The sequence below is a fragment of the Rhizobium sp. LEGMi-198b genome, assembly GCF_054114205.1.
Map to the genome: position 1 here is coordinate 1 of NZ_JBSYVH010000014.1, position 18,795 is coordinate 18,795.

Genomic DNA, 18,795 nt, shown 5'->3' on the forward strand with positions numbered 1-18,795 from the left:
ATAAACCGCAAAGCGGTTTACGCTGGTAACGCGGGGTGGAGCAGCCCGGTAGCTCGTCAGGCTCATAACCTGAAGGCCGCAGGTTCAAATCCTGCCCCCGCAACCAAGCCTTCCCAAACAACATTCCGCTAGCCCTACCGCTAAAACTCAAGCTGCACTACGCGATCGTGGCGCCGCCGGACCTGAAGACCCATCCAACTTCGGAAATATTGTACCTGTGCCCTGCAAAAGTGCTTTTCGGGTGGGCTGCGGCCGATAATTGGGGTCATATGTATCCCTTGTCAGCGGCGAAGAGGATTCGCCGCGATCGGAGGGATAGAGGCGGCGCGTTATCGTTCTGCCGATCCCGACCCGAGCCGCAGTGAGAGGATATTGCCATGGCTATGACGGCGCGAGTTGCGCAGAAAGACTGTGTCTATAAAATCGTCAATTCGCCTGTCGGCAGGCTGAAGCTCGTTGCCAATCGCGATGGCTTAGCGGCGATCCTTTGGGATATCGACCGGCCGAACCGCGTCCGCCTGAACATCGTTGCAGAGGATGAGAACCATCCCGTTCTCATCGAAACGGAGCGGCAGTTGCGGGAATATTTTGCCGGCGAACGGCATGTTTTTGATCTACCGCTGGATTTCTCGGGCACCGAGTTTCAGAAGAAGGTCTGGCAGGCGCTGCTCAGCATCCCCTTTGGAGAAACGCGCTCCTATGCCGAGATCGCCGAACAGATCGGGGCTCGCCAGGCGATACGCGCGGTGGGCGCCGCCAATGGCAGGAACCCGATCTCCATCATCGCGCCGTGCCATCGGGTCATCGGATCGGCGGGAGACCTCAGGGGATTTGCCGGTGGTCTGGAGCGGAAGACCTACCTTCTGGAGTTTGAAGGCGCAAAGACCAAGGCGTTCTATTTCGCCGCCTGACGGTTACACGCGCTCGTCTGAGAAGAGATCCCCTTGTAGCAATGACAAAACAGCCCGCTTGGTGGACAAGCGGGCTGTTTTTGTTTTCGGCATCAGCCACTATGCGAAACAGCCGGTTCGATTTTTATCAAGCCAGCCTTAGGCTCGCATCAGCCCTCAAGCCACTTCACCTGTTCCGGCGTCAGCTTGATGTCGAGCGCCGACAGGCTGTCTTCCAGCTCGGCGATCGTGCGCGGGCCGATCAGCGGGATGACCGGGAAGGGCTGGGCGACGACATAGGCAAGCGCGATATGGATCGGGTTGCGGCCGAGCTTCTGCGCCAGTTCGACCGCCCGGTCGCGGCGGCCGAAATTGCGCTCGGAATACCAAACGCGTACCAACTCCTCGTCGTCGCGCTTGTCACGGCCGGCGCGATCGGTGAAAAAGCCTCGGCCTTGGCTCGACCAGGCGAAGTTCGGGATTTGCTTGGCGTTCAGCCAGGCCTTCCATTCGTCGTCGGAGGCGGCGATGCACCCGGCCCAGATCGGATCCAGCATCTCCGCCAGCGAGAAATTGTTGGAAAGAGCTGCTGGCGCCGCCTTGCCGTTCCTTTCGGCATAGGCGATCGCCTCGTCAAAACGAGCACGCGTCCAGTTGGAGCCGCCGAAGATGCCGCGGATGCGGCCAGCTTTGACCTCGGCATCCATGGCATCGACGAATTCGCCGACCGGAATAGCCGGATTGTCGCGGTGCATGAAATAGATATCGACATAATCGGTCTTCAGGCGGTTCAGCGACTGGTCGAGCTGCTTGGCGATCATGTCCGGATAGCAGAGCGGCGAATGCGCCCCCTTGCCGATCAGCACGATCTCCTCGCGCGGAACCTTGCGGCTGGTGTGCCAGTCGCCGAATATGCTTTCCGTCTTGCCGGCGCCATAGACATAGGCCGTATCGAAGGCGTTACCGCCGGCTTCGTAGAAGGCGTCGAGCGTCAGCGAGGCGGCTGCGAAATTCGGGAAGAATTCGAAGCCGAGCGTGACGATCGAAGCCGGCTTGGCAATGCCGGGGATGGTGCGTTTCGGAATGCTGTTGCCCATGGTGACAGGTGAGCCGACGATGTTCGTCGTCCGCCGCGTCGCCTTCTCCACCTCATATTCGAGGCCAACGGAGGCACGCCATTGGTCGAGAACACGTAGGTTTCCGATCGAATCGGCCCAGTTGATGCCCGGGTAGCCGAATTCCGTTTGACCGGCGCGAATGGCGTCGCCAGCGGCGTCGACTTCGAAGGAATAGAGCCAACGATCTTCCTTGACCTCGACGATCTGTGTTTCCGCGCCCTTGATGAGCTCGATCTTGCCGATGCCACCCTTATGCCCGGAGGCGAACCAGAAATCCTTGACTTCCAGGCGACCGTCCGAGCCGATGATACGCAGCGTATTGTCCTGATTTGCCATGATCGAGCAGGAGACTTCGGCGATGATGTTGTTCGGGAATTTCAGCACCGCCGAGGCCCATTCGTCGACGCCGGTCTGGCCGAGATGAGCAACGCCTGAGACCTTTTCCGGGTCGAGGAACGGCTTGCCGTCAACGGCACCGGCAACCAGCCGCGCCATCGATACCGGATAGCCGCCGACATCCAGAATGCCGCCGCCGGCGGTGTCGTTGGCAAAAAGCCGATGCTCGGGCTTGACCGTGCCCATGTTGAAGCCGAACGAGGAGCGGATGATGCGGAGCTCGCCGATCACGCCGCTTTTCACCAGTTCGATCAGCTTCGCCGTTTGCGGATGCACGCGGTACATGAAGGCTTCGCCGGCGAAGACGCCAGCCTTCTTGGCTTCGTAATAGATCGCCTCGGCATCATAGGCAGACAGCGCGATCGGCTTTTCGACGAGGACGTGCTTGCCGGCGCGGATCGCCTTGATGGCCCATTCGGCGTGGCCGGTATGGGGGGTGGCGATATAGATGGCGTCGATTTCCTGGTCCGCCAGCAGCGCCTCGTAGCCATTGACGATGCGCGCACCGGGAAAATTGTCGCCGAGACCCGGCTTGTTGGGATTGCGGCTGGCGATGGCCACCAGTTTGCCGCTACGGGAGTGAGCGACGCCTTCGGCAAAAGTCTGTGCGATCCTGCCGGGGCCGATGATGCCCCAGCGGATGGATGTCTCAGTAGTCATGAATTGGTCCTTTCCTAAATCTGCAGGCTGTCTTGGGAGTGGTAGGAAAAGGGCGCCTATCGCAATCGATTGCCGGCGCCGTCGAACAAGAATGTCTTGGCTGCGGAGAGCGCGACGGTCAGCGTGTCGCGGTTGTTGGCGTTGCGGGATTCTTCCCGCTCGATGACGATCTGCTCGCCGCCGGCAATATTGGCGTAGATGTAGCTGGTATTGCCGAGATGTTCGGCAACGTCGACATCGACAGTCACATCGATATCGCCGCGGCCGGCCTCGAGAAAATGTTCGGGCCGCACACCGAGCGTCACCGCCTGGCCGGTTTCAACCTGAGCCGCGGTGATTGGCAGCGTCAGACGGACTTCGCGCTGGTTCTGCAGGGCCACGGTCACGCGGCCATCCTGCTTGTCAACGATCTCGGCTGGCAGGAAGTTCATCTTCGGCGATCCGACGAAGCCGGCGACGAACTGGTTGGCGGGATCGTCGTAAAGGTCGAGCGGTGCGCCGACCTGCTCGATATTGCCGCCGCGCAGCACGACGATCTTGTCGGCCAGCGTCATCGCCTCCGTCTGGTCGTGCGTCACATAGATCATCGTCGTGCCGAGCTTCTTATGGAGGCGCGAGATTTCGACACGCATCTGCACGCGTAGTTCCGCGTCAAGATTGGAGAGCGGCTCGTCGAACAGGAAGATTTGCGGTTCGCGCACGATGGCGCGACCGATGGCGACGCGCTGGCGCTGGCCGCCGGAGAGCTGCTTCGGCCGGCGGTGCATCAACTCGGTGATCTTCAGGATCTCGGCCGCCTGTTTGATGCGGCGTTCGGTATCGGCCTTCGGGTTGCCGTTCATGCGCAGGCCGAAGCTGAGATTCTGCTCGACGGTGAGGTGCGGATAAAGCGCGTAGGACTGGAACACCATGGCGATGCCGCGATCGGCCGGCTCCATGTCGTTGACGACACGGCCGCCGATCTTCAGTTGGCCGCCGGTGATGTCTTCCAGACCGGCGATCATGCGCAACAGCGTGGACTTGCCGCAGCCGGACGGGCCGACGAAGACGACGAATTCGCCGTCCTTCACGTCGAGATTGGCGCCGTGGATGATTTCAAGAGTACCGTAGCGTTTGACGATATTGGTAAGGGACAGTTCGGCCATACGGATCTCCCGGAATTATTTGATTGCGCCGGCGGCGATGCCGGCGATGAAGTGGCGTTGCAGGAGAACGAAGACGATGAGGATCGGCGCCGTCAGCATCACGGCACCCGCCATGATGCCGCCCCAGGATACCCTGGTGAGGCCGATCAGCGTTCCCAACGCCACCGGGGCCGTCATCATTCCCGGCCGGGAATTGATGAGCAGCGGCCAGAGATAGTTGTTCCACGAGGCCAGGAACAGGATGATGGCGAGCGCCGCCATGGTCGGCCTTGCGAGCGGCAGGGCGATGCGCAGGAAGATCTGCCATTCCTTGACGCCCTCGACGCGGGCGGCGTCAAAGAGTTCGCCCGGCATCATCGAGAAGGCCTGGCGCATGAACAGCACGCCGAGCGAATTGAAGAGCGGCGGTACGATCAGCGCGACCCATGAATTGGCCAGCCCGAAATCGCGCGCCACCATGATGAATTGCGGGATGACGACGACGGAATAGGGCAGCGTGATCGTGCCGAGGATGATGCCGATGACGCCCGAGCGGCCGGCGAACTGATAGCGGGCCAGCGCCCATCCGGCCATCGAGGTCAGCAGCACCGACAGGAAGGTATAGGTGACGGCAACGACGATGGAGATCGTCATCGCGCCCACGAAGTTGGTGTCGGCCTGCAGGTTCCGGACGTTGTCCATGAAACCCGTCGACGGTGTCAGGATGATGCCGGGGCTGAAGATGCCGTAATCGGGCATGGTCGAGAAGACGAACATCATCCAGAGCGGAAACAGCCAGATGATAGCGAGCGGCACCAGCAAGCCATGCAGCGCGATCGACCTAATCAGATTGGATTTGGACTTCGATTTCATTTCGGTTCGCGCCCCACCCAGAGATTGAGAAGAGAGATGACCACGGCAAGCGCTGCCATCGTGTAGGCGATCGCGGAGGCATAGCCGAAATTGGTCGACTGGAAGGCCTGGCGATAGAGCAGGAGGCCGAGCGTCTCCGTCCCGCCGCCGGGACCACCCCTGTTGGTGATCAGATATGGTTCGGTGAAGAGCTGCATGGTGCCGATGACGGAGAGGACCACGCAGAACAGGATGATCGGTTTCAGCAGGGGCAGGGTGATGTGGATGAACTGCTGGAAGCGGTTGACGCGGTCGAGGGTCGCAGCCTCGTAAACATCCTCAGGGATCGATTGTAGCCCGGACAGGATGATAATGGCGTTGTAACCCGCCCAGCGCCAGGTGACGGCGATGATGATGAGCACCATTGCGGCATGCGATTCGGCAAACCACGACACCGGTGCGAAGCCGACCGTGCCGAGCAGCTTGTTGACGATGCCGAAATCGACGTTGAACATCAGGCGGAAGACAGCGGCATAGGCCACCTCTCCAACGACGACGGGTGCGAAGAAAGCAAAGCGAAAAATGCCACGCGCCTTCAACAGCGGTGAATTCAGCAGCACCGCCATGACCGTGGCGAGCGTGATCATGACAGGTACCTGGACGATCAGGATGATCAGCGTGTTTTCAAGCGCGTTGTAGAAGGCCGGGTCGCCGAACAGTCGCCCCCAGTTGAACGACAGATTGTAGGCCCACGGATTAACTCGGGTGTTCTGGAACGAGATCAGGAACGAATCGATGATCGGCCAGACCCAGAAAGCGGCGAACACCAGAAGATAGGGTGCAAGGAACGCATAGGCGCTCCGGTTTCGCAACCGCATGGAAGCCTTCTCCTTTATGCGCAGTGAAATGATGCGTGACGTCGCATCCCCGCCGCCCTGAGGGCGGCGGGGATGCCGAGCGCGGCTTGGGATGCGCGCCCGGCAGTGTCACTCACTTCGCAAGCGGCAGACCTGTCGCCGAGGCGATCTGCTGGGCCGCATCGTCAAGCGCGGCCTTGCCGTTTGGATAGCCGCCAGCGAGGTATTTCGTCTGGACGGCCTTTATGACCTCATCCGCGTCGCTGAAATACTGGGTGCCGGGGCTCGGGCGGATCTTCGGCAGGGTGGCGAGGATATCGGCCCAGACTTTCTGCCCACCCCAATAGGGCTGCGGCTGGTTGACGAAGGGATCCTGAACCGCCGTCAGAAGCGACGGTACGAGCCCGAAGGACTTCAGCATGGTAACCTGGCCCTCATTGGTGCCAAGCGTGTATTCGAGGAATTTCCAGGCGGCTTCCTTGTTCTTGGAACCGCTGGCAATTGCGAGCGAGGAGCCACCGAGATTGGCCGCATGCTGGCCGTCGGCCGTCATGCTCGGCATCGGATAGACGCCCCATTTGCCGGCGAGATCCGGCGAGGTGGAGCGGACGGTGCCTTCATACCAGCCGCCATAGAGCTGCGATGCCACTTTGCCGGCAGTGTTCGCCTGAATTTTCTCGTTCCAGTTTGCGGCGCTCATCAAGCCCGCGTCCTTGATCTCCTTCACCTTGTCCAGGGCTTTCACACAGGCCGGCTGGTTGACGGTGATGCTCTGGCTGTCATACGAGAAATAGCCGCAGCCCTGTTCGTTGGCGAGCATGCGGAACCATTCAGTATCGCCGTTGAGATCGGCCTGCGTCATGATGACGCCCGGATTGGCGGCGGAGATCTTCTTGCCGGCGGCAATGAAATCGTCCCAGGTCTTGATCGTTGCCGGATCGACGCCAGCCTTTTCATAGAAATCGCGGCGGTAGAACATGGTGACCGGGCCGGAATCCCACGGCATGGCGTAGGCGGCATCGCCGACTTCCAGTTCGGCACGCTTAAAGTCCGGGAACTGCTTCTTGAGCGCGCCCGTGTAGCCGAGCTTCGTCAGATCGGTCAGGCAGTCCGGAAAGCGGTTCCAGAAGATCGAAGCCTTGTGATTTTCGATCGACATGACGTCCGGCAGACCGTCGCCGCCGGCGGCACAAGCGGCCAGCATCTTGTCGAAGACCTGCGGGTTGCCGATGTCCTGAACTTCGACCTTGATGTCGGGATATTTCTTATTGAACCCCTCGACCGTGGATTTCAGCGCCGACGCGGCGATGTTCCAGCTCCAGACAGTAATGGTGGTTTGTGCTGCATAGGCAGAACCGGAAGCGAGCAAGGCAGCAAGTGCCGTCGCTCCCGCGAGTTTAAAACGCATTGAAAATCCTCCCTTTTCAATTGCCGTCCTCTAGCGAACACGCTTAAACTAGCTCCCGGTACGCTTCTGTCTCCTAAAAAAGGAACATGGACTTGGCGGAAAGTAAGGTGGGTCATCGAGCGGTTTATCAGCCGGGTGCAAGCAGCATCGAGGGGCTGCCGACGACTCTGCAAATGTTTCATACCCATCCGCCCCTGATGGCGATGCCGCATTGGCATGCGCAGGTCGAGGTGAATTACCTTATACGCGGCACGGTTCACTACCGTATGAACGACCATGAAATTCAGCTCCGCGCTGGCGATATCTGTCTGTTCTGGGGCGGGCAGCCGCATCAGATGGATGATTCCTCGGAAGATTCGATCTATGCCGGCGCGCATTTGCCGCTGGTGCATTTCTTCCGCATGCGCCTGCCGCTCGATATTTCCGGCCGGTTGATGCGAGGAGAGACGCTGGTCACCTCCGCGACGGATGCCGCCGATAACGAGAATTTTGCCCGCTGGTATCGCTATGTCCGCTCCGGCGATCCGGCCAAGGCCGAGCACGCGGTCGCCGAACTTCTGCTGCGCCTGGAGCGCATCGCCTTCGAACCCTATCGCATGCTGCCGGAAAAGCGCGAGCATCAGTCGAACGAACAGGTCCACCCGCAATCGTCGCGCAGCCTGGCACGGATGTGCGATTTCATTGCCGGCAATTTCCTGCACGATATCGATACTGTGGATATCGCCAAGGCGGCGGATCTGCATCCGAAATATGCGATGAACCTTTTCAAGAAATGCACCGGCATGACGCTCAGCAAATATGTCAACCTGCTGCGCCTGTCGCGCGCCCAGGCGATGCTGATGCGCGACGGCGCCAATGTGCTGCAGGTGGCGATGGACAGCGGCTTCGGCTCGATCAGCGCCTTCAACAAATCCTTCCGCCACATTGCCGGCATGTCCCCTTCGGATTTCCGTAGGGACATGCGCATGGTTACGGCAATGAGCGTCGAAGGCGCCCAGCCTGCTCTGCGCCGGTCCGCCTCGCAATTCTAGCCACCGGCCTCTTGCCGTCGCTGCCGATAGGGCGCACTCCTTGCGGCATAGTCTTTGGAGGAAGATTTTCATGCGGCAGTTTTCGGCATGTATCGAATGGTTGTTTGCCCGCGAGGGCGATGATTTTGCCGATCGTATCCGGCTGGCGCATCGGGCGGGATTGAGTGCGGTCGAGTTCTGGCGCTGGACGGACAAGGACCTCGACGCGATCGCATCCGTGGTCGCCGAGACTGGAATTGCCGTGTCGGGCATGGTCGCCGAGCCGATGATCGCGCTGACGAATCCGGCGAACAAGGAGGCCTGGCTGGAGGGATTGGAGATGTCTGTCAGCGTCGCGCAGGGCCTGGGTGTCCCGGTTTTGATCGCGCAGGCGGGGGATGATTTGCCGGAATTTACACGCGCCGAACAACGGGATGCCTTGATCTCCGCCTTGAGCGCCGGCGCCGATATCCTGAGCGGCTCTGGCGTACGCCTCGGCCTCGAACCGCTGAACACCAGGATCGATCATGTCGGCTACTATTTGTCCTCTACCACAGAGGGCCTGGATATTATCGACGAGGTGGGACGGCCGGAAATCGGTATCGTCTACGATATCTACCATTCGGCTGTCATGGGCGAGCGAACGGAAGAGGTCGTCGGCGAGCGGGCCGATCGCATCGTGCATGTCCATGTCGCCGATCATCCGGGCCGCAACGATCCCGGCACCGGCGGGATCGATCTGCTCAATCGCCTGAATTGGCTGTTTGCCCACGGCTATAGCGGCAGGATCGGTCTCGAATACAGGCCGAGGACGGAGGATGCCGCGGCGGTTCGTGCGGTGGTGAGGTCGCTGTCGGCTTGACGCTCAGACGGGCTCCAATACGCCGAAGACGGCGACCAGCGCGATGACGGCGATACCAAGGATGATCTCGGCAATGCTGCCGCGACGGATGGCGTTCAAAGACCGAACCCGATCGCGTCGTATCCTGGGCACGAGAATGTAGCGATTGACGATCGCCAGAAGGCTCATGCACGCGACAAGCGCGATCTTGACGGCAAGCAGCGTCTGATAGGGAGATGACCAGTCGGTCGGCAGGCGTTGGAGGACCAGCATCGTATTGACGAAGCCGGAGGCGATGACCAGCGCCACGGCGCCGTGCCCGGCGGTGGAGAAGCGCCGAAGCGCCGACAGCGCCTCCGCCCGCCATTCGGGCGTCTTCAAAAGTCGGAGGATCGGAACCAGCGGCACCAAGGCGCCCAGCCAGCCGCCGCCGGCAAGCACATGAAGCATGTCATTGGCGCGATGGGCCAGCTTCAGCCAGCCTTCATGCATCGAGGCGTGACCGGTGAGCATGAGGGCGGCAAGGCCGAGGCCAGAACCCAGCGCTACGCCCGGACGACGCCATTGCCCTGGCGGCAGAAAGGCAAGAACGAGGATGAGTGCAGCGGCGGCCTGGGCCAGCCAGGCTTGTCCGACCGTCGTATCGAGCAGGACGTCGCGGATCGTGCCGGCATTGAGGGCATCGCTCCAGCCATTGCCGATGGTGGCGCTTGCAAGCGGCAGCCAGGCGATGGCCGTGAGCCCGGCGATCAGCGCCGCAAGGAAGGGCGCGACGCCGAACATGCGCCAGACCTTCTCCGCCAGCGCTTTCGGCACCAGAAGGCAGAGAAAGACCGAGGCGCCCCACAGAAGCATCAGGGATACGTCGTGGAAGAAGCGGCACGCCTCGAGCGCTGTGTTGGGATCGATCAAGGTTTTACGGCGCTCAGCGTTTCGGAAACGGGACTATCAATACGCTCTGGGGTCACCGAGCGCGATAGAGTTGTGGACATGCTATGTCAATTTTCACCATGCGGAATGGCCATGTTCGGGACGCTTTGCCGCAAGGTAATTCTTTATTGATGGCTTCCGTCGACATAGACATCGGCCCGGAGCGTTTATTCCCGTACTCGGCAAAGAATTGTCGCTTTTCGATTATTTTTGCTTAGGAGGGTTAGAGCGCTCGGGATGACGACATTTCGATGAGGGAGTTCCATGGCGGCAAATATCATACGCGAGAAAGTGACTCGCGGCTTCAGCCCGCGCCGGCGTCGGGAAAGCCTCGATAGGCTTGACAGGCCGACCTATGTGATCGGCGACGTCCATGGCTGCTACCACCTCCTGAGCGCGCTCGAACGCAAGATTTTCGCCGATGCCGCCACGCTGCCCGGCCCCAAACTGATCATTATGCTCGGTGATTTCATCGATCGTGGTCCGGCCTCGGCACAGGTTGTCAGCCGGCTGATGGCGCCGCTGCCGAATGGTTTCGACCGGATCTGCCTTACCGGCAATCATGAATTGGCCATGCTTGCCTATGCCGACGGTGAAATATCCCTGGACAACTGGGTGGGGCTCGGCGGCGAGGCAACGCTGAATTCCTACGGTTTGGATATCCAGGCTTTACGGAGGCAATATCCCCAGCAGAAAAAACTCGACACCTTCATCCGAACCTGGCTGCCGGATGATCATCTCAACTTTCTCCGCGGGCTGCCGATCCTGCTGGATACGCCGCAGGTGCTGTTCGTTCATGCCGGTATCGATCCGGAACGGCCGATTTCGGCGCAGGAGGATGATGATCTCGTTTTCATCCGCTCGCGCTTTTACGACAGCGCGCAGCCGCTGCCGAAACTGATCATTCATGGCCATACGCCGGTGAGACAAGCCGAAGCGCATGGGCTTCGGCTCAATATCGACACCGGCGCCTTTCGTTCCGGAAAGCTGACGGCGGCTCGTTTGTGGCAAGGCCGCATCCACATCACGTCGACTTGATGCTTTCTTTCAGAAGCCACCACGCCGCCGACATTTTAAGCCTGCGCAGTATCGTTATCTCCTTGTCTGTTCTATAGAACAGGACGAAAAAAGAATTGAGACGATAAGAGCCAGGAGAGCTTCATGGCCGCCACCATCCGTTATCACGAAGGCGATATTTCCGCGGCCGATGCCGCCCGCTACACCGGCGCCATAGCGATCGATACCGAAACGCTCGGCCTTATTCCGCGCCGCGACCGGCTCTGCGTGGTGCAGCTTTCCCCGGGTGACGGCACCGCTGATGTGATCCGCATCGCCTCCGGCCAGAAAGAGGCGCCGAACCTCGTCGCCATGCTGGCCGATCCCGCGCGCGAGAAGATCTTTCACTACGGCCGCTTCGATATCGCCGTGCTGTTCCACACGTTCGGTGTCACCACCACGCCGGTTTTCTGCACCAAGATCGCCTCGCGCCTCTGCCGCACCTATACGGACCGCCATGGCCTCAAGGACAATCTCAAGGAGATGCTGGAGGTCGATATTTCCAAGGCGCAGCAGTCTTCCGACTGGGCGGCTGAGACGCTCTCGCCGGCGCAGCTCGAATATGCCGCCTCTGATGTGCTTTACCTGCATGCGCTGCGCGACAAGTTGAAGGAACGCCTTGTGCGCGACGGTCGCATCGAGCATGCCAATGCCTGCTTCACCTTCCTGCCGACCCGGGCGAAGCTGGACCTCCTCGGCTGGGAAGAGACCGATATCTTCGCGCATAGCTGACCGGCTGCGCTAAAAGTGATGAAACGGGAAAGCCGGTGCCGCTGACGTTGCATCGGCTTTTATCGTTATGGTTAGCAATCTGTTAAGAGACGTCCTGCTATTCTATCCCTGATTTCAGGCATTCGACCGACGTTTTCCCGCGTCAATCAGCCGGTCAACCGGCCTTCGAATCGCTAGCGGCCGCATGAGCGGACCCTGATTGAACCTGCCTTCTGCTTCCGTCGTCGTCTTGCCAGACAAAGGAGCATCACATGTTGTCCCCCGTGAGTGCCGTGTCTGCTTTGGGTACAGCCCTTGAAAAACCAGTGGTTGCCACCCCGGAAACGTCTGGCGTCCAGACCGCCGCGACGCCGCTTGCCGTACTGTCGAGCACGGTGAACGCCAGCGTCGAGGGCAAGCTGAACATGCTGCTGGTGGCGGCGCGCGAGCGGATGTTCGACAGCCTGCTCTCCGCCATCGATGCTGCCAGCGTTGCGCTGAATGTTTCGCGCGAGCCGGATGAGAACAATGCCGCTTTGGCGCAGCGGCTGGCGGATACGATCCGCAGCCTGCCGCCCCAACAGCTTGCCGTTGCCCAGCAACTCCTGGACACGCAGACAGAAATGCCGATCTCCCTGCCTGTCCTTGCCGAGGCCTTGACCAATCCGGATGGGCCGGAAGCGGTGCAAATCGCCATTAGCCTGGAAGCGGCGCTGACACAGGAGCCCGACGCGGTCCTCAAGGCCGTCGTCAATTCCTATGGTCAGAACGCGGGTGAAACGGAGACGGCCAAGCCGCAGACCCCGGTCCCGGCACAGACGGTGCTGAAGACTACAGACGCCGCTTCTATGGCGACATCGGCAGCCTCGCCGGCTTCGTCGGACAAGGCCGCAGCGCCTGCATCCGCGGCCGCGACGGCTGCCCTCTCCGCAACTGCCGCGCAGGTTCCTGAGGAAATGCCGGCTGCGGCTGTGCGGAGCCAGGCAGTTCTCTTTGCTGCGGCGATTTTGGGCCCGGAAATATCGCCTGACCTCGAAACTGTCTCGTCTCCGCAGGCCATTCCGAACCAGCAATCCGCCCCGATTCCGCCAGCCGCAAGTGCGCTCGTCGTTGATGCTGGCCTCGGCGAGATCGTTCATCCGCAAAATGCCATCCCCGCCGAGGCCAACATATCGTCCGCCGCAGTGGCATTGCTGGCCGCATCGGCCGAGGAACATCTCCCAACGGAAATCGCCCTGATCAGATCGCCGATCACGCCGCCGCCTGTGCCCCGGGATATCCAGCAGATCAGGGCCGATATCAAGGAAGGGCTGCAGGTGGTCATAGGCCGCGCCATCGACGTCGCCGGCCCGGAACTGCTGCAGATCATCCAGGATGATTCGACCTCGGCAGAAAGTGTCATCGCCCAGGCGCTTGCCGCCAATGCCGACGATCAGAAGGACGTGCCGTCGCTGCCGCAGACGGCCGGCAATGAGGGCACCCGGAATCTTGCCGCCGCCATGGCAAGCCAGAACGCGACCTCTCTCGATGAGATGCCGAATGCGCCAGCCGCACTTCTCGGTAAATCCTTGAGCGGCCCGCTGGTGGGGCCCGCCCCGGTCATGTCCGATGCTGCGGCGCAGATGGGAACACCGGCCCCGCTGCCGCAAGGCATTCCCTTTGCCATCGCACAATATTTGCCGGTGGATCTCCCCATTGACGACGAGGATCTGGAGAAGGTCAATCGCGTTGATCCCGCCGATGACGAGGAGGCCGAACAGGGGCAGGGCGGAGAAGCGCCACAGGACGAAGGTGAAGACGAATCCGAGCCCGAGGAAATGCATCAGCCGGCTTCGGAAGCATCCGAGGAGACCGATGCCGAAGCAGCGTCCTCACAAGATAGCGTCGTTGCGACCAAACCGCTCGCACTGCCCGCACCCGGACTGAGGGATTCCCTGCATGATCATGCCTTCGATTTCTATCAACGCATGGTGGAATGGGAATAAGCGGACGGCATCAGAGCGCCGCTCCAATTCTTGAATCGTGAGCAAATAAAAAACCCGCCGGATCGCTCCGGCGGGTTTCTATCTCTGAGGCTTCGACCGAAGATTATTCGGCGTTGCGGTTCTTCAGAGCCGCACCCAGGATGTCGCCGAGCGAAGCACCCGAGTCGGACGAACCGAACTGAGCGACTGCTTCCTTCTCTTCTGCGATTTCCAGAGCCTTGATGGACAGCATGATCTTGCGGTCCTTCTTGGAGAAGTTGGTGACGCGGGCGTCGACGGTCTGACCGACCGAGAAACGCTCCGGACGCTGCTCGTCGCGGTCACGCGACAGATCGGCGCGGCGGATGAATGAGGTGATGTCGTCGTGGTTGACGAGCTTCACTTCGATGCCGCCATCGTTGATCGCGATGACTTCAGCCGAAACGACTGCATTCTTGCGCAGTTCGCCGGAAGCGGCGGCTTCGCCAACGCTGTCCTTGCCGAGCTGCTTGATGCCGAGCGAGATGCGTTCCTTGTCGACATCGACGTCGAGAACGACGGCCTTGACGACATCACCCTTGTTGTACTCCTCGATGACCTGCTCGCCCGGACGGTTCCAGTCGAGGTCGGAGAGGTGCACCATGCCGTCCACATCGCCGTCGAGGCCGATGAACAGGCCGAATTCGGTCTTGTTCTTGACTTCGCCTTCGACTTCGGTGCCAGCCGGATGGTTGCGGGCGAATGCTGCCCACGGATTTTCCAGCGTCTGCTTCAGGCCGAGCGAGATACGACGCTTGGTCGGATCGACTTCGAGAACGACGACTTCGACTTCCTGGCTCGTGGACAGGATCTTGCCGGGGTGAACGTTCTTCTTGGTCCAGGACATTTCCGAGATGTGGATCAGGCCTTCGATGCCCGGCTCCAGCTCGACGAACGCACCGTAGTCGGTGATGTTCGTAACCGTACCGGAAATCTTCTTGCCTTCCGGATACTTGGCCTGGATGCCATCCCACGGATCGCTCTCGAGCTGCTTCATGCCGAGCGAGATGCGGTGGGTTTCCTGGTTGATGCGGATGATCTGTACCTTGACCTGCTGGCCGATGGACAGGATTTCCGACGGATGGTTCACACGGCGCCATGCCATGTCGGTGACGTGCAGCAGGCCGTCGATGCCGCCGAGGTCAACGAACGCACCGTAATCGGTGATGTTCTTGACGACGCCGTCAACAACCTGGCCTTCTTCGAGGTTCTGAACGATTTCAGAACGCTGCTCGGCACGGGACTCTTCCAGAACCGTACGACGCGAAACGACGATGTTGCCGCGGCGCTTGTCCATCTTGAGGATTTCGAAGGGCTGCGGGTTGTGCATCAGGGGCGTAACGTCGCGGATCGGACGGATGTCGACCTGCGAACGCGGCAGGAAGGCGATAGCGCCGTCGAGGTCGACGGTGAAGCCGCCCTTGACCTGGTTGAAGATGACGCCTTCGACGCGCTCGCCAGCTTCGAACTTGGCTTCGAGCTTGATCCAGCTTTCTTCGCGGCGAGCCTTTTCGCGCGACAGAACAGCTTCGCCAAGCGCGTTTTCGATGCGCTCGACATAGACTTCGACTTCATCGCCAACCTTGAGCGTGCCGTCCTTGGCGCGTGCACCGAATTCCTTCAGCGCGATGCGGCCTTCGACCTTGAGGCCGACGTCGACAACGGCGACATCCTTTTCGATGCCGGTGATGATACCCTTGGTGACATAGCCTTCAGCCAGATCGTTCTTGGCAAAGGACTCTTCGAGAAGGGCTGCGAAATCTTCGCGAGAGGGGGAAGTTACAGACATAAAATCTCCTGGCGTGTCCTTATTGTGCATTCGGGACACTGATGCGCCGGTGGTTCGTGTTGAACAGGCCTGGATCCGTCCGCCTTCCCTTGGGGAAGGCTATCCGGCGCTTGGACGGAATGTCAGGCTTTCTAAAATAAGCGATTTCGTGCGCAAAGCACGCGAAAGCCGCTCGCATTTTTAGGCATTTCGGCTCAGACCGGCGTCGATGATCGATTTTGCCGCCTGAAACGCCGCTTCTATACTCATTTCCGAGGTATCAAGCAAGTGCGCGTCTTCCGCCGGCCGCAAAGGGCTGTCGGCGCGGCCCATGTCCCGCTCGTCGCGCCGTTTCACGTCCTCGAAAATCGCCGCATAATCGGCGCTGCCGCCGGCATTGACGATTTCGTCGTAACGTCGTTTCGCCCTGACTTCGGCCGAAGCCGTGACATAGATTTTCACCGGCGCATTGGGGCAGACGACGGTGCCGATGTCGCGTCCATCCAGAACCGTGCCCGGCTCCCTCATTGAAAAAGCCCGCTGCGCCTCGACCAGCGCGCGGCGCACCGCCGGCATGACGGCAATCTTCGATGCCGCCTCGCCGATCTCATGCTGCGACAGGACCGCGCGGTCGAGCCCGGCAAGATCGAGCTCGCGCGCCATCGTCTCTGCCACCGCCTCGTCGTCGAGCGGCAATCCGGCATCCAGCAGCGCTTTGGCGGTCGCCCGATAGGTCAGGCCGGTATCGAGATGGTGAAAACCATATTCCTCGGCGATCCGGCGCGACAAGGTTCCCTTGCCTGCCGCGGCGGGTCCGTCGATGGCGATGATCATTCTTTTTATATCCTTGCCTTCGGTCCTGCTGTTATTTGCCGTATCGCCGCACCAGATCGGCCATTTCGGCGGCGTCGGTACGGTCGATTGCGTCGAGGCCGTGGGCGACGCCCTGGCGGTCGGCGGCGGGACGGTTCTGGCTGACCTTCCACTTGCCGTCAATCGTCTCGATGTCGATCTCGATACCGATAATGCCTTTCAACTGGGCACTGATGAACTCTGCCGGCGCATCGTCGACCGCCCAGGGCTCTGCACGGCCGCTCTCATTATCACCGGTCAGCATGCCGATCTGCTCGCGCAGCCAGGCGGGATCTTCGATGACGCGCGCATTGCCGCGAACCTGCACGAACGCATAGTTCCAGGTCGGCACAACCTTGCCCGTCTCCTGCTTGGTCGCATACCAGGACGGCGTAATGTAGCTTTCGGCACCCTGGAAGACGACGAGGACCGGCGCTCCCGCCTGGATTTCCCGCCATTGGCCGTTCGCTCTGGCGAGATGCGCCTGCAGCGTGCCCTTGGACGAAAGGCCGGCCCTAAGATGGAACGGCACAGGATTGGCGATCAGCCCACCATTGCCGGCGGTGATCAGCAATCCCAGCGGATGTGCGCGTATCAACGCATGCTGCGTGCCGAGATCGTCTTCGCGGTGATGGGGCGGCTGATACATGGTCTGGAGCCATCTGATATTGTCGGGCGCATCATGCCGGCGGCCCCGAATGGCCATCGGCTGCTTCCGATTTGGGGTTGCGTTGCGCCTGCGGGCGCTTTCACCCGCAGGCCAGCACGATTTTATCAGCCCTCGACCTCGACCGTCGCACCCAATCTTGTCATGAGGTCAAAAAACTCCGGGAAGCTGGTGGCGATCATGGTGGAATCATCGACCTTGACCGGATGGTCCGAGGCAAGCCCCATCACGAGAAAGCTCATAGCAATGCGATGGTCGAGATGGGTCCTGACCTTGCCGCCGTCCGCACGGCCGAGACCTTTTCCATCCGGCCTTCCCCGAACCGTCAGCGAATCCGCGCCTTCGGTGCAATCGACGCCGTTCAGCATCAGCCCCTCAGCGACGGCCGAAAGCCGGTCGGATTCCTTGACCCGCAGCTCTTCCAGCCCGAGCATGACCGTCGTGCCCTCGGCGAACGCGGCGGCGACAGCGAGCACCGGATATTCGTCGATCATCGACGGCGCACGCTCGGCGGGCACGGTGACGCCCTTGAGCGGGGAGGAGCGCACGTGTAGATCGGCGACATCCTCGCCGCCGGCAAGGCGGCTATCGAGAATTTCGATGTTGGCGCCCATCTCCTGCAGCGTCAGAATCAGCCCGGTGCGGGTCGGGTTCATCAGCACGTTGCGGATGGTGATATCAGAACCGGGAACGATCAGCGTCGCGACCAGCGGAAAGGCCGTCGAGGAGGGGTCGCCGGGAACGTCGATGATCTGGCCGAAAAGCTTGCCCTGGCCCTGAAGGCGGATGGTGCGCACGCCGTCCCGATCGGTCTCGACCGAAAGCTCGGCGCCGAAGCCGGCCAGCATCTTTTCGGTATGGTCGCGGGTCATGACCGGCTCGATGACGGTGGTGATGCCAGGCGCATTGAGGCCGGCGAGCAGCACGGCGGATTTGACCTGCGCCGAGGCCATCGGCACGCGATAGGTGATCGGGCTGGCCGTCTCCGGCCCATGCAGCGTCACCGGCAGCCGGTCGCCTTCGCTGGATTGGACCTGCACGCCCATCCGCCGCAGCGGATCGAGGATGCGCCCCATCGGCCGCTTGGAAAGCGAGGCGTCGCCGATGAAGGTGGTCTCGAAGTCATAGACGCCGACAAGGCCCATGGTCAGGCGGCTGCCGGTGCCGGCATTGCCGAAATCGAGCGGCGCTTGCGGGGCGAGCAGTGCGCCGTTGCCGACGCCCCTGATGATCCATTCGGCCCCGACCTTTTCGATCGCAGCGCCCATGGCCTGCATGGCCTTGCCTGTGTTGAGCACATCCTCGCCTTCGAGCAGGCCGGTAATGCGGGTTTCGCCGGCGGCGAGGCCGCCGAACATGAGGGCGCGATGCGAAATGGATTTATCACCGGGAACGCGGATGGTGCCGGAAAGATTGGTCGAGCGGCGCGCTGTCGCGGGCCGCGGATGAATGTCGTGCGGCATGGGCAATTCCTTTGCGATGCCGTTATTTACGCCGCATTATCGCTGGCTTAGCTCCTGTTGCGCCAACTGACCTGCGGTTCACGCCGGCTCGTTACCATAGACCCGTTGCCCGGTCATCCCGGAATGCCGGGAAAACCCGTCTCGGCGTATATAAAGTTTAGCTTTGACAGAGAGAGCCGCAACGATTAA

At 60.9% G+C, this 18,795-nt stretch carries 16 protein-coding genes and 1 tRNA gene; 7 read left to right on the forward strand and 10 right to left on the reverse strand.

Going from position 1 to position 18,795, the window contains the following annotated elements; translation table 11 throughout:
• Positions 1-29 precede the first annotated feature (29 nt).
• Positions 30-106: transfer RNA gene (locus ACXHXG_RS31130), tRNA-Met, on the forward strand.
• Between the two features lie 271 nt (positions 107-377).
• Positions 378-911, forward strand: a complete 534-nt coding sequence (locus tag ACXHXG_RS31135; protein ID WP_457901791.1) for a methylated-DNA--[protein]-cysteine S-methyltransferase — start codon at positions 378-380, stop codon at positions 909-911.
• 149 nt (positions 912-1,060) lie between these two features.
• Here ACXHXG_RS31135 and ACXHXG_RS31140 read toward each other — a convergent pair whose 3' ends face one another.
• The 5 genes from ACXHXG_RS31140 to ACXHXG_RS31160 form a co-directional block, all read right to left on the reverse strand.
• Positions 1,061-3,064 (reverse strand): aldo/keto reductase, encoded by a 2,004-nt coding sequence (locus tag ACXHXG_RS31140; RefSeq protein ID WP_457901792.1) that lies wholly within the window; start codon positions 3,062-3,064, stop codon positions 1,061-1,063.
• 56 nt (positions 3,065-3,120) lie between these two features.
• Positions 3,121-4,209, reverse strand: a complete 1,089-nt coding sequence (locus ACXHXG_RS31145; RefSeq protein WP_457901793.1) for an ABC transporter ATP-binding protein — start codon at positions 4,207-4,209, stop codon at positions 3,121-3,123.
• A 15-nt stretch (positions 4,210-4,224) separates the two neighbouring features.
• Positions 4,225-5,061 (reverse strand): carbohydrate ABC transporter permease, encoded by an 837-nt coding sequence (locus tag ACXHXG_RS31150; RefSeq protein ID WP_104821492.1) that lies wholly within the window; start codon positions 5,059-5,061, stop codon positions 4,225-4,227.
• Positions 5,058-5,918: a carbohydrate ABC transporter permease gene (locus ACXHXG_RS31155; protein ID WP_104821493.1), complete on the reverse strand. Its 861-nt coding sequence runs from the start codon at positions 5,916-5,918 to the stop codon at positions 5,058-5,060. Before ACXHXG_RS31155 ends, ACXHXG_RS31150 begins: the two co-directional genes overlap by 4 nt.
• A gap of 112 nt (positions 5,919-6,030) precedes the next feature.
• Complete coding sequence (locus ACXHXG_RS31160; RefSeq protein ID WP_457901794.1) at positions 6,031-7,305, reverse strand: ABC transporter substrate-binding protein; 1,275 nt, start codon at positions 7,303-7,305, stop codon at positions 6,031-6,033.
• An 86-nt stretch (positions 7,306-7,391) separates the two neighbouring features.
• Between ACXHXG_RS31160 and ACXHXG_RS31165 the strand changes: the two genes are divergently transcribed.
• Both ACXHXG_RS31165 and ACXHXG_RS31170 read left to right on the forward strand, forming a co-directional pair.
• On the forward strand, positions 7,392-8,336 hold the full coding sequence (locus ACXHXG_RS31165; RefSeq protein WP_104821495.1) for a helix-turn-helix domain-containing protein: 945 nt from the start codon (positions 7,392-7,394) through the stop codon (positions 8,334-8,336).
• A 70-nt stretch (positions 8,337-8,406) separates the two neighbouring features.
• The gene (locus ACXHXG_RS31170) at positions 8,407-9,177 is read left to right on the forward strand and encodes a TIM barrel protein (RefSeq protein ID WP_104821496.1); all 771 of its coding nucleotides are present in this window, start codon (positions 8,407-8,409) and stop codon (positions 9,175-9,177) included.
• A gap of 3 nt (positions 9,178-9,180) precedes the next feature.
• On the opposite strand, the gene copD is transcribed toward ACXHXG_RS31170, so the two are convergent.
• Positions 9,181-10,068, reverse strand: a complete 888-nt coding sequence (copD, locus tag ACXHXG_RS31175) for a copper homeostasis membrane protein CopD (RefSeq protein WP_457901795.1) — start codon at positions 10,066-10,068, stop codon at positions 9,181-9,183.
• A gap of 282 nt (positions 10,069-10,350) precedes the next feature.
• Between copD and ACXHXG_RS31180 the strand changes: the two genes are divergently transcribed.
• The 3 genes from ACXHXG_RS31180 to ACXHXG_RS31190 all read left to right on the forward strand — a co-directional run bounded on the left by ACXHXG_RS31180 (position 10,351) and on the right by ACXHXG_RS31190 (position 13,838).
• Complete coding sequence (locus ACXHXG_RS31180; protein WP_457901796.1) at positions 10,351-11,124, forward strand: metallophosphoesterase family protein; 774 nt, start codon at positions 10,351-10,353, stop codon at positions 11,122-11,124.
• 123 nt (positions 11,125-11,247) lie between these two features.
• Complete coding sequence (locus tag ACXHXG_RS31185) at positions 11,248-11,874, forward strand: ribonuclease D (protein ID WP_104821499.1); 627 nt, start codon at positions 11,248-11,250, stop codon at positions 11,872-11,874.
• 251 nt (positions 11,875-12,125) lie between these two features.
• A complete protein-coding gene (locus tag ACXHXG_RS31190) occupies positions 12,126-13,838 on the forward strand; it encodes a hypothetical protein (protein WP_457901797.1) in 1,713 nt (570 codons plus the stop codon).
• Positions 13,839-13,941: 103 nt separating this feature from the next.
• Here ACXHXG_RS31190 and rpsA read toward each other — a convergent pair whose 3' ends face one another.
• From rpsA to aroA, 4 genes are all read right to left on the reverse strand, one after another.
• Entirely contained in the window at positions 13,942-15,645 is a 1,704-nt protein-coding gene (gene rpsA / locus ACXHXG_RS31195; RefSeq protein ID WP_104821501.1) for a 30S ribosomal protein S1, read from the reverse strand.
• Positions 15,646-15,825: 180 nt separating this feature from the next.
• Positions 15,826-16,458, reverse strand: coding sequence for a (d)CMP kinase (gene cmk, locus ACXHXG_RS31200; protein WP_457901798.1), 633 nt, complete (start codon positions 16,456-16,458; stop codon positions 15,826-15,828).
• Positions 16,459-16,489: 31 nt separating this feature from the next.
• Positions 16,490-17,125, reverse strand: a complete 636-nt coding sequence (locus ACXHXG_RS31205) for an FMN-binding negative transcriptional regulator (RefSeq protein WP_457901832.1) — start codon at positions 17,123-17,125, stop codon at positions 16,490-16,492.
• Between the two features lie 125 nt (positions 17,126-17,250).
• Complete coding sequence (aroA, locus tag ACXHXG_RS31210) at positions 17,251-18,606, reverse strand: 3-phosphoshikimate 1-carboxyvinyltransferase (protein WP_457901799.1); 1,356 nt, start codon at positions 18,604-18,606, stop codon at positions 17,251-17,253.
• Between the last annotated feature and the right edge of the window lie 189 nt (positions 18,607-18,795).

Coding starts and splice junctions, on each gene's coding strand:
- ACXHXG_RS31165 (WP_104821495.1), top strand. CDS start 7,392: ATGGACTTGGCGGAAAGTAAGGTGGGTCATCGAGCGGTTTATCAGCCG.
- aroA (WP_457901799.1), bottom strand. CDS start 18,606: ATGCCGCACGACATTCATCCGCGGCCCGCGACAGCGCGCCGCTCGACC.
- ACXHXG_RS31135 (WP_457901791.1), top strand. CDS start 378: ATGGCTATGACGGCGCGAGTTGCGCAGAAAGACTGTGTCTATAAAATC.
- ACXHXG_RS31150 (WP_104821492.1), bottom strand. CDS start 5,061: ATGAAATCGAAGTCCAAATCCAATCTGATTAGGTCGATCGCGCTGCAT.
- rpsA (WP_104821501.1), bottom strand. CDS start 15,645: ATGTCTGTAACTTCCCCCTCTCGCGAAGATTTCGCAGCCCTTCTCGAA.
- ACXHXG_RS31205 (WP_457901832.1), bottom strand. CDS start 17,125: ATGTATCAGCCGCCCCATCACCGCGAAGACGATCTCGGCACGCAGCAT.
- ACXHXG_RS31185 (WP_104821499.1), top strand. CDS start 11,248: ATGGCCGCCACCATCCGTTATCACGAAGGCGATATTTCCGCGGCCGAT.
- ACXHXG_RS31145 (WP_457901793.1), bottom strand. CDS start 4,209: ATGGCCGAACTGTCCCTTACCAATATCGTCAAACGCTACGGTACTCTT.
- ACXHXG_RS31160 (WP_457901794.1), bottom strand. CDS start 7,305: ATGCGTTTTAAACTCGCGGGAGCGACGGCACTTGCTGCCTTGCTCGCT.
- ACXHXG_RS31155 (WP_104821493.1), bottom strand. CDS start 5,918: ATGCGGTTGCGAAACCGGAGCGCCTATGCGTTCCTTGCACCCTATCTT.
- ACXHXG_RS31190 (WP_457901797.1), top strand. CDS start 12,126: ATGTTGTCCCCCGTGAGTGCCGTGTCTGCTTTGGGTACAGCCCTTGAA.
- ACXHXG_RS31180 (WP_457901796.1), top strand. CDS start 10,351: ATGGCGGCAAATATCATACGCGAGAAAGTGACTCGCGGCTTCAGCCCG.
- ACXHXG_RS31140 (WP_457901792.1), bottom strand. CDS start 3,064: ATGACTACTGAGACATCCATCCGCTGGGGCATCATCGGCCCCGGCAGG.
- cmk (WP_457901798.1), bottom strand. CDS start 16,458: ATGATCATCGCCATCGACGGACCCGCCGCGGCAGGCAAGGGAACCTTG.
- ACXHXG_RS31170 (WP_104821496.1), top strand. CDS start 8,407: ATGCGGCAGTTTTCGGCATGTATCGAATGGTTGTTTGCCCGCGAGGGC.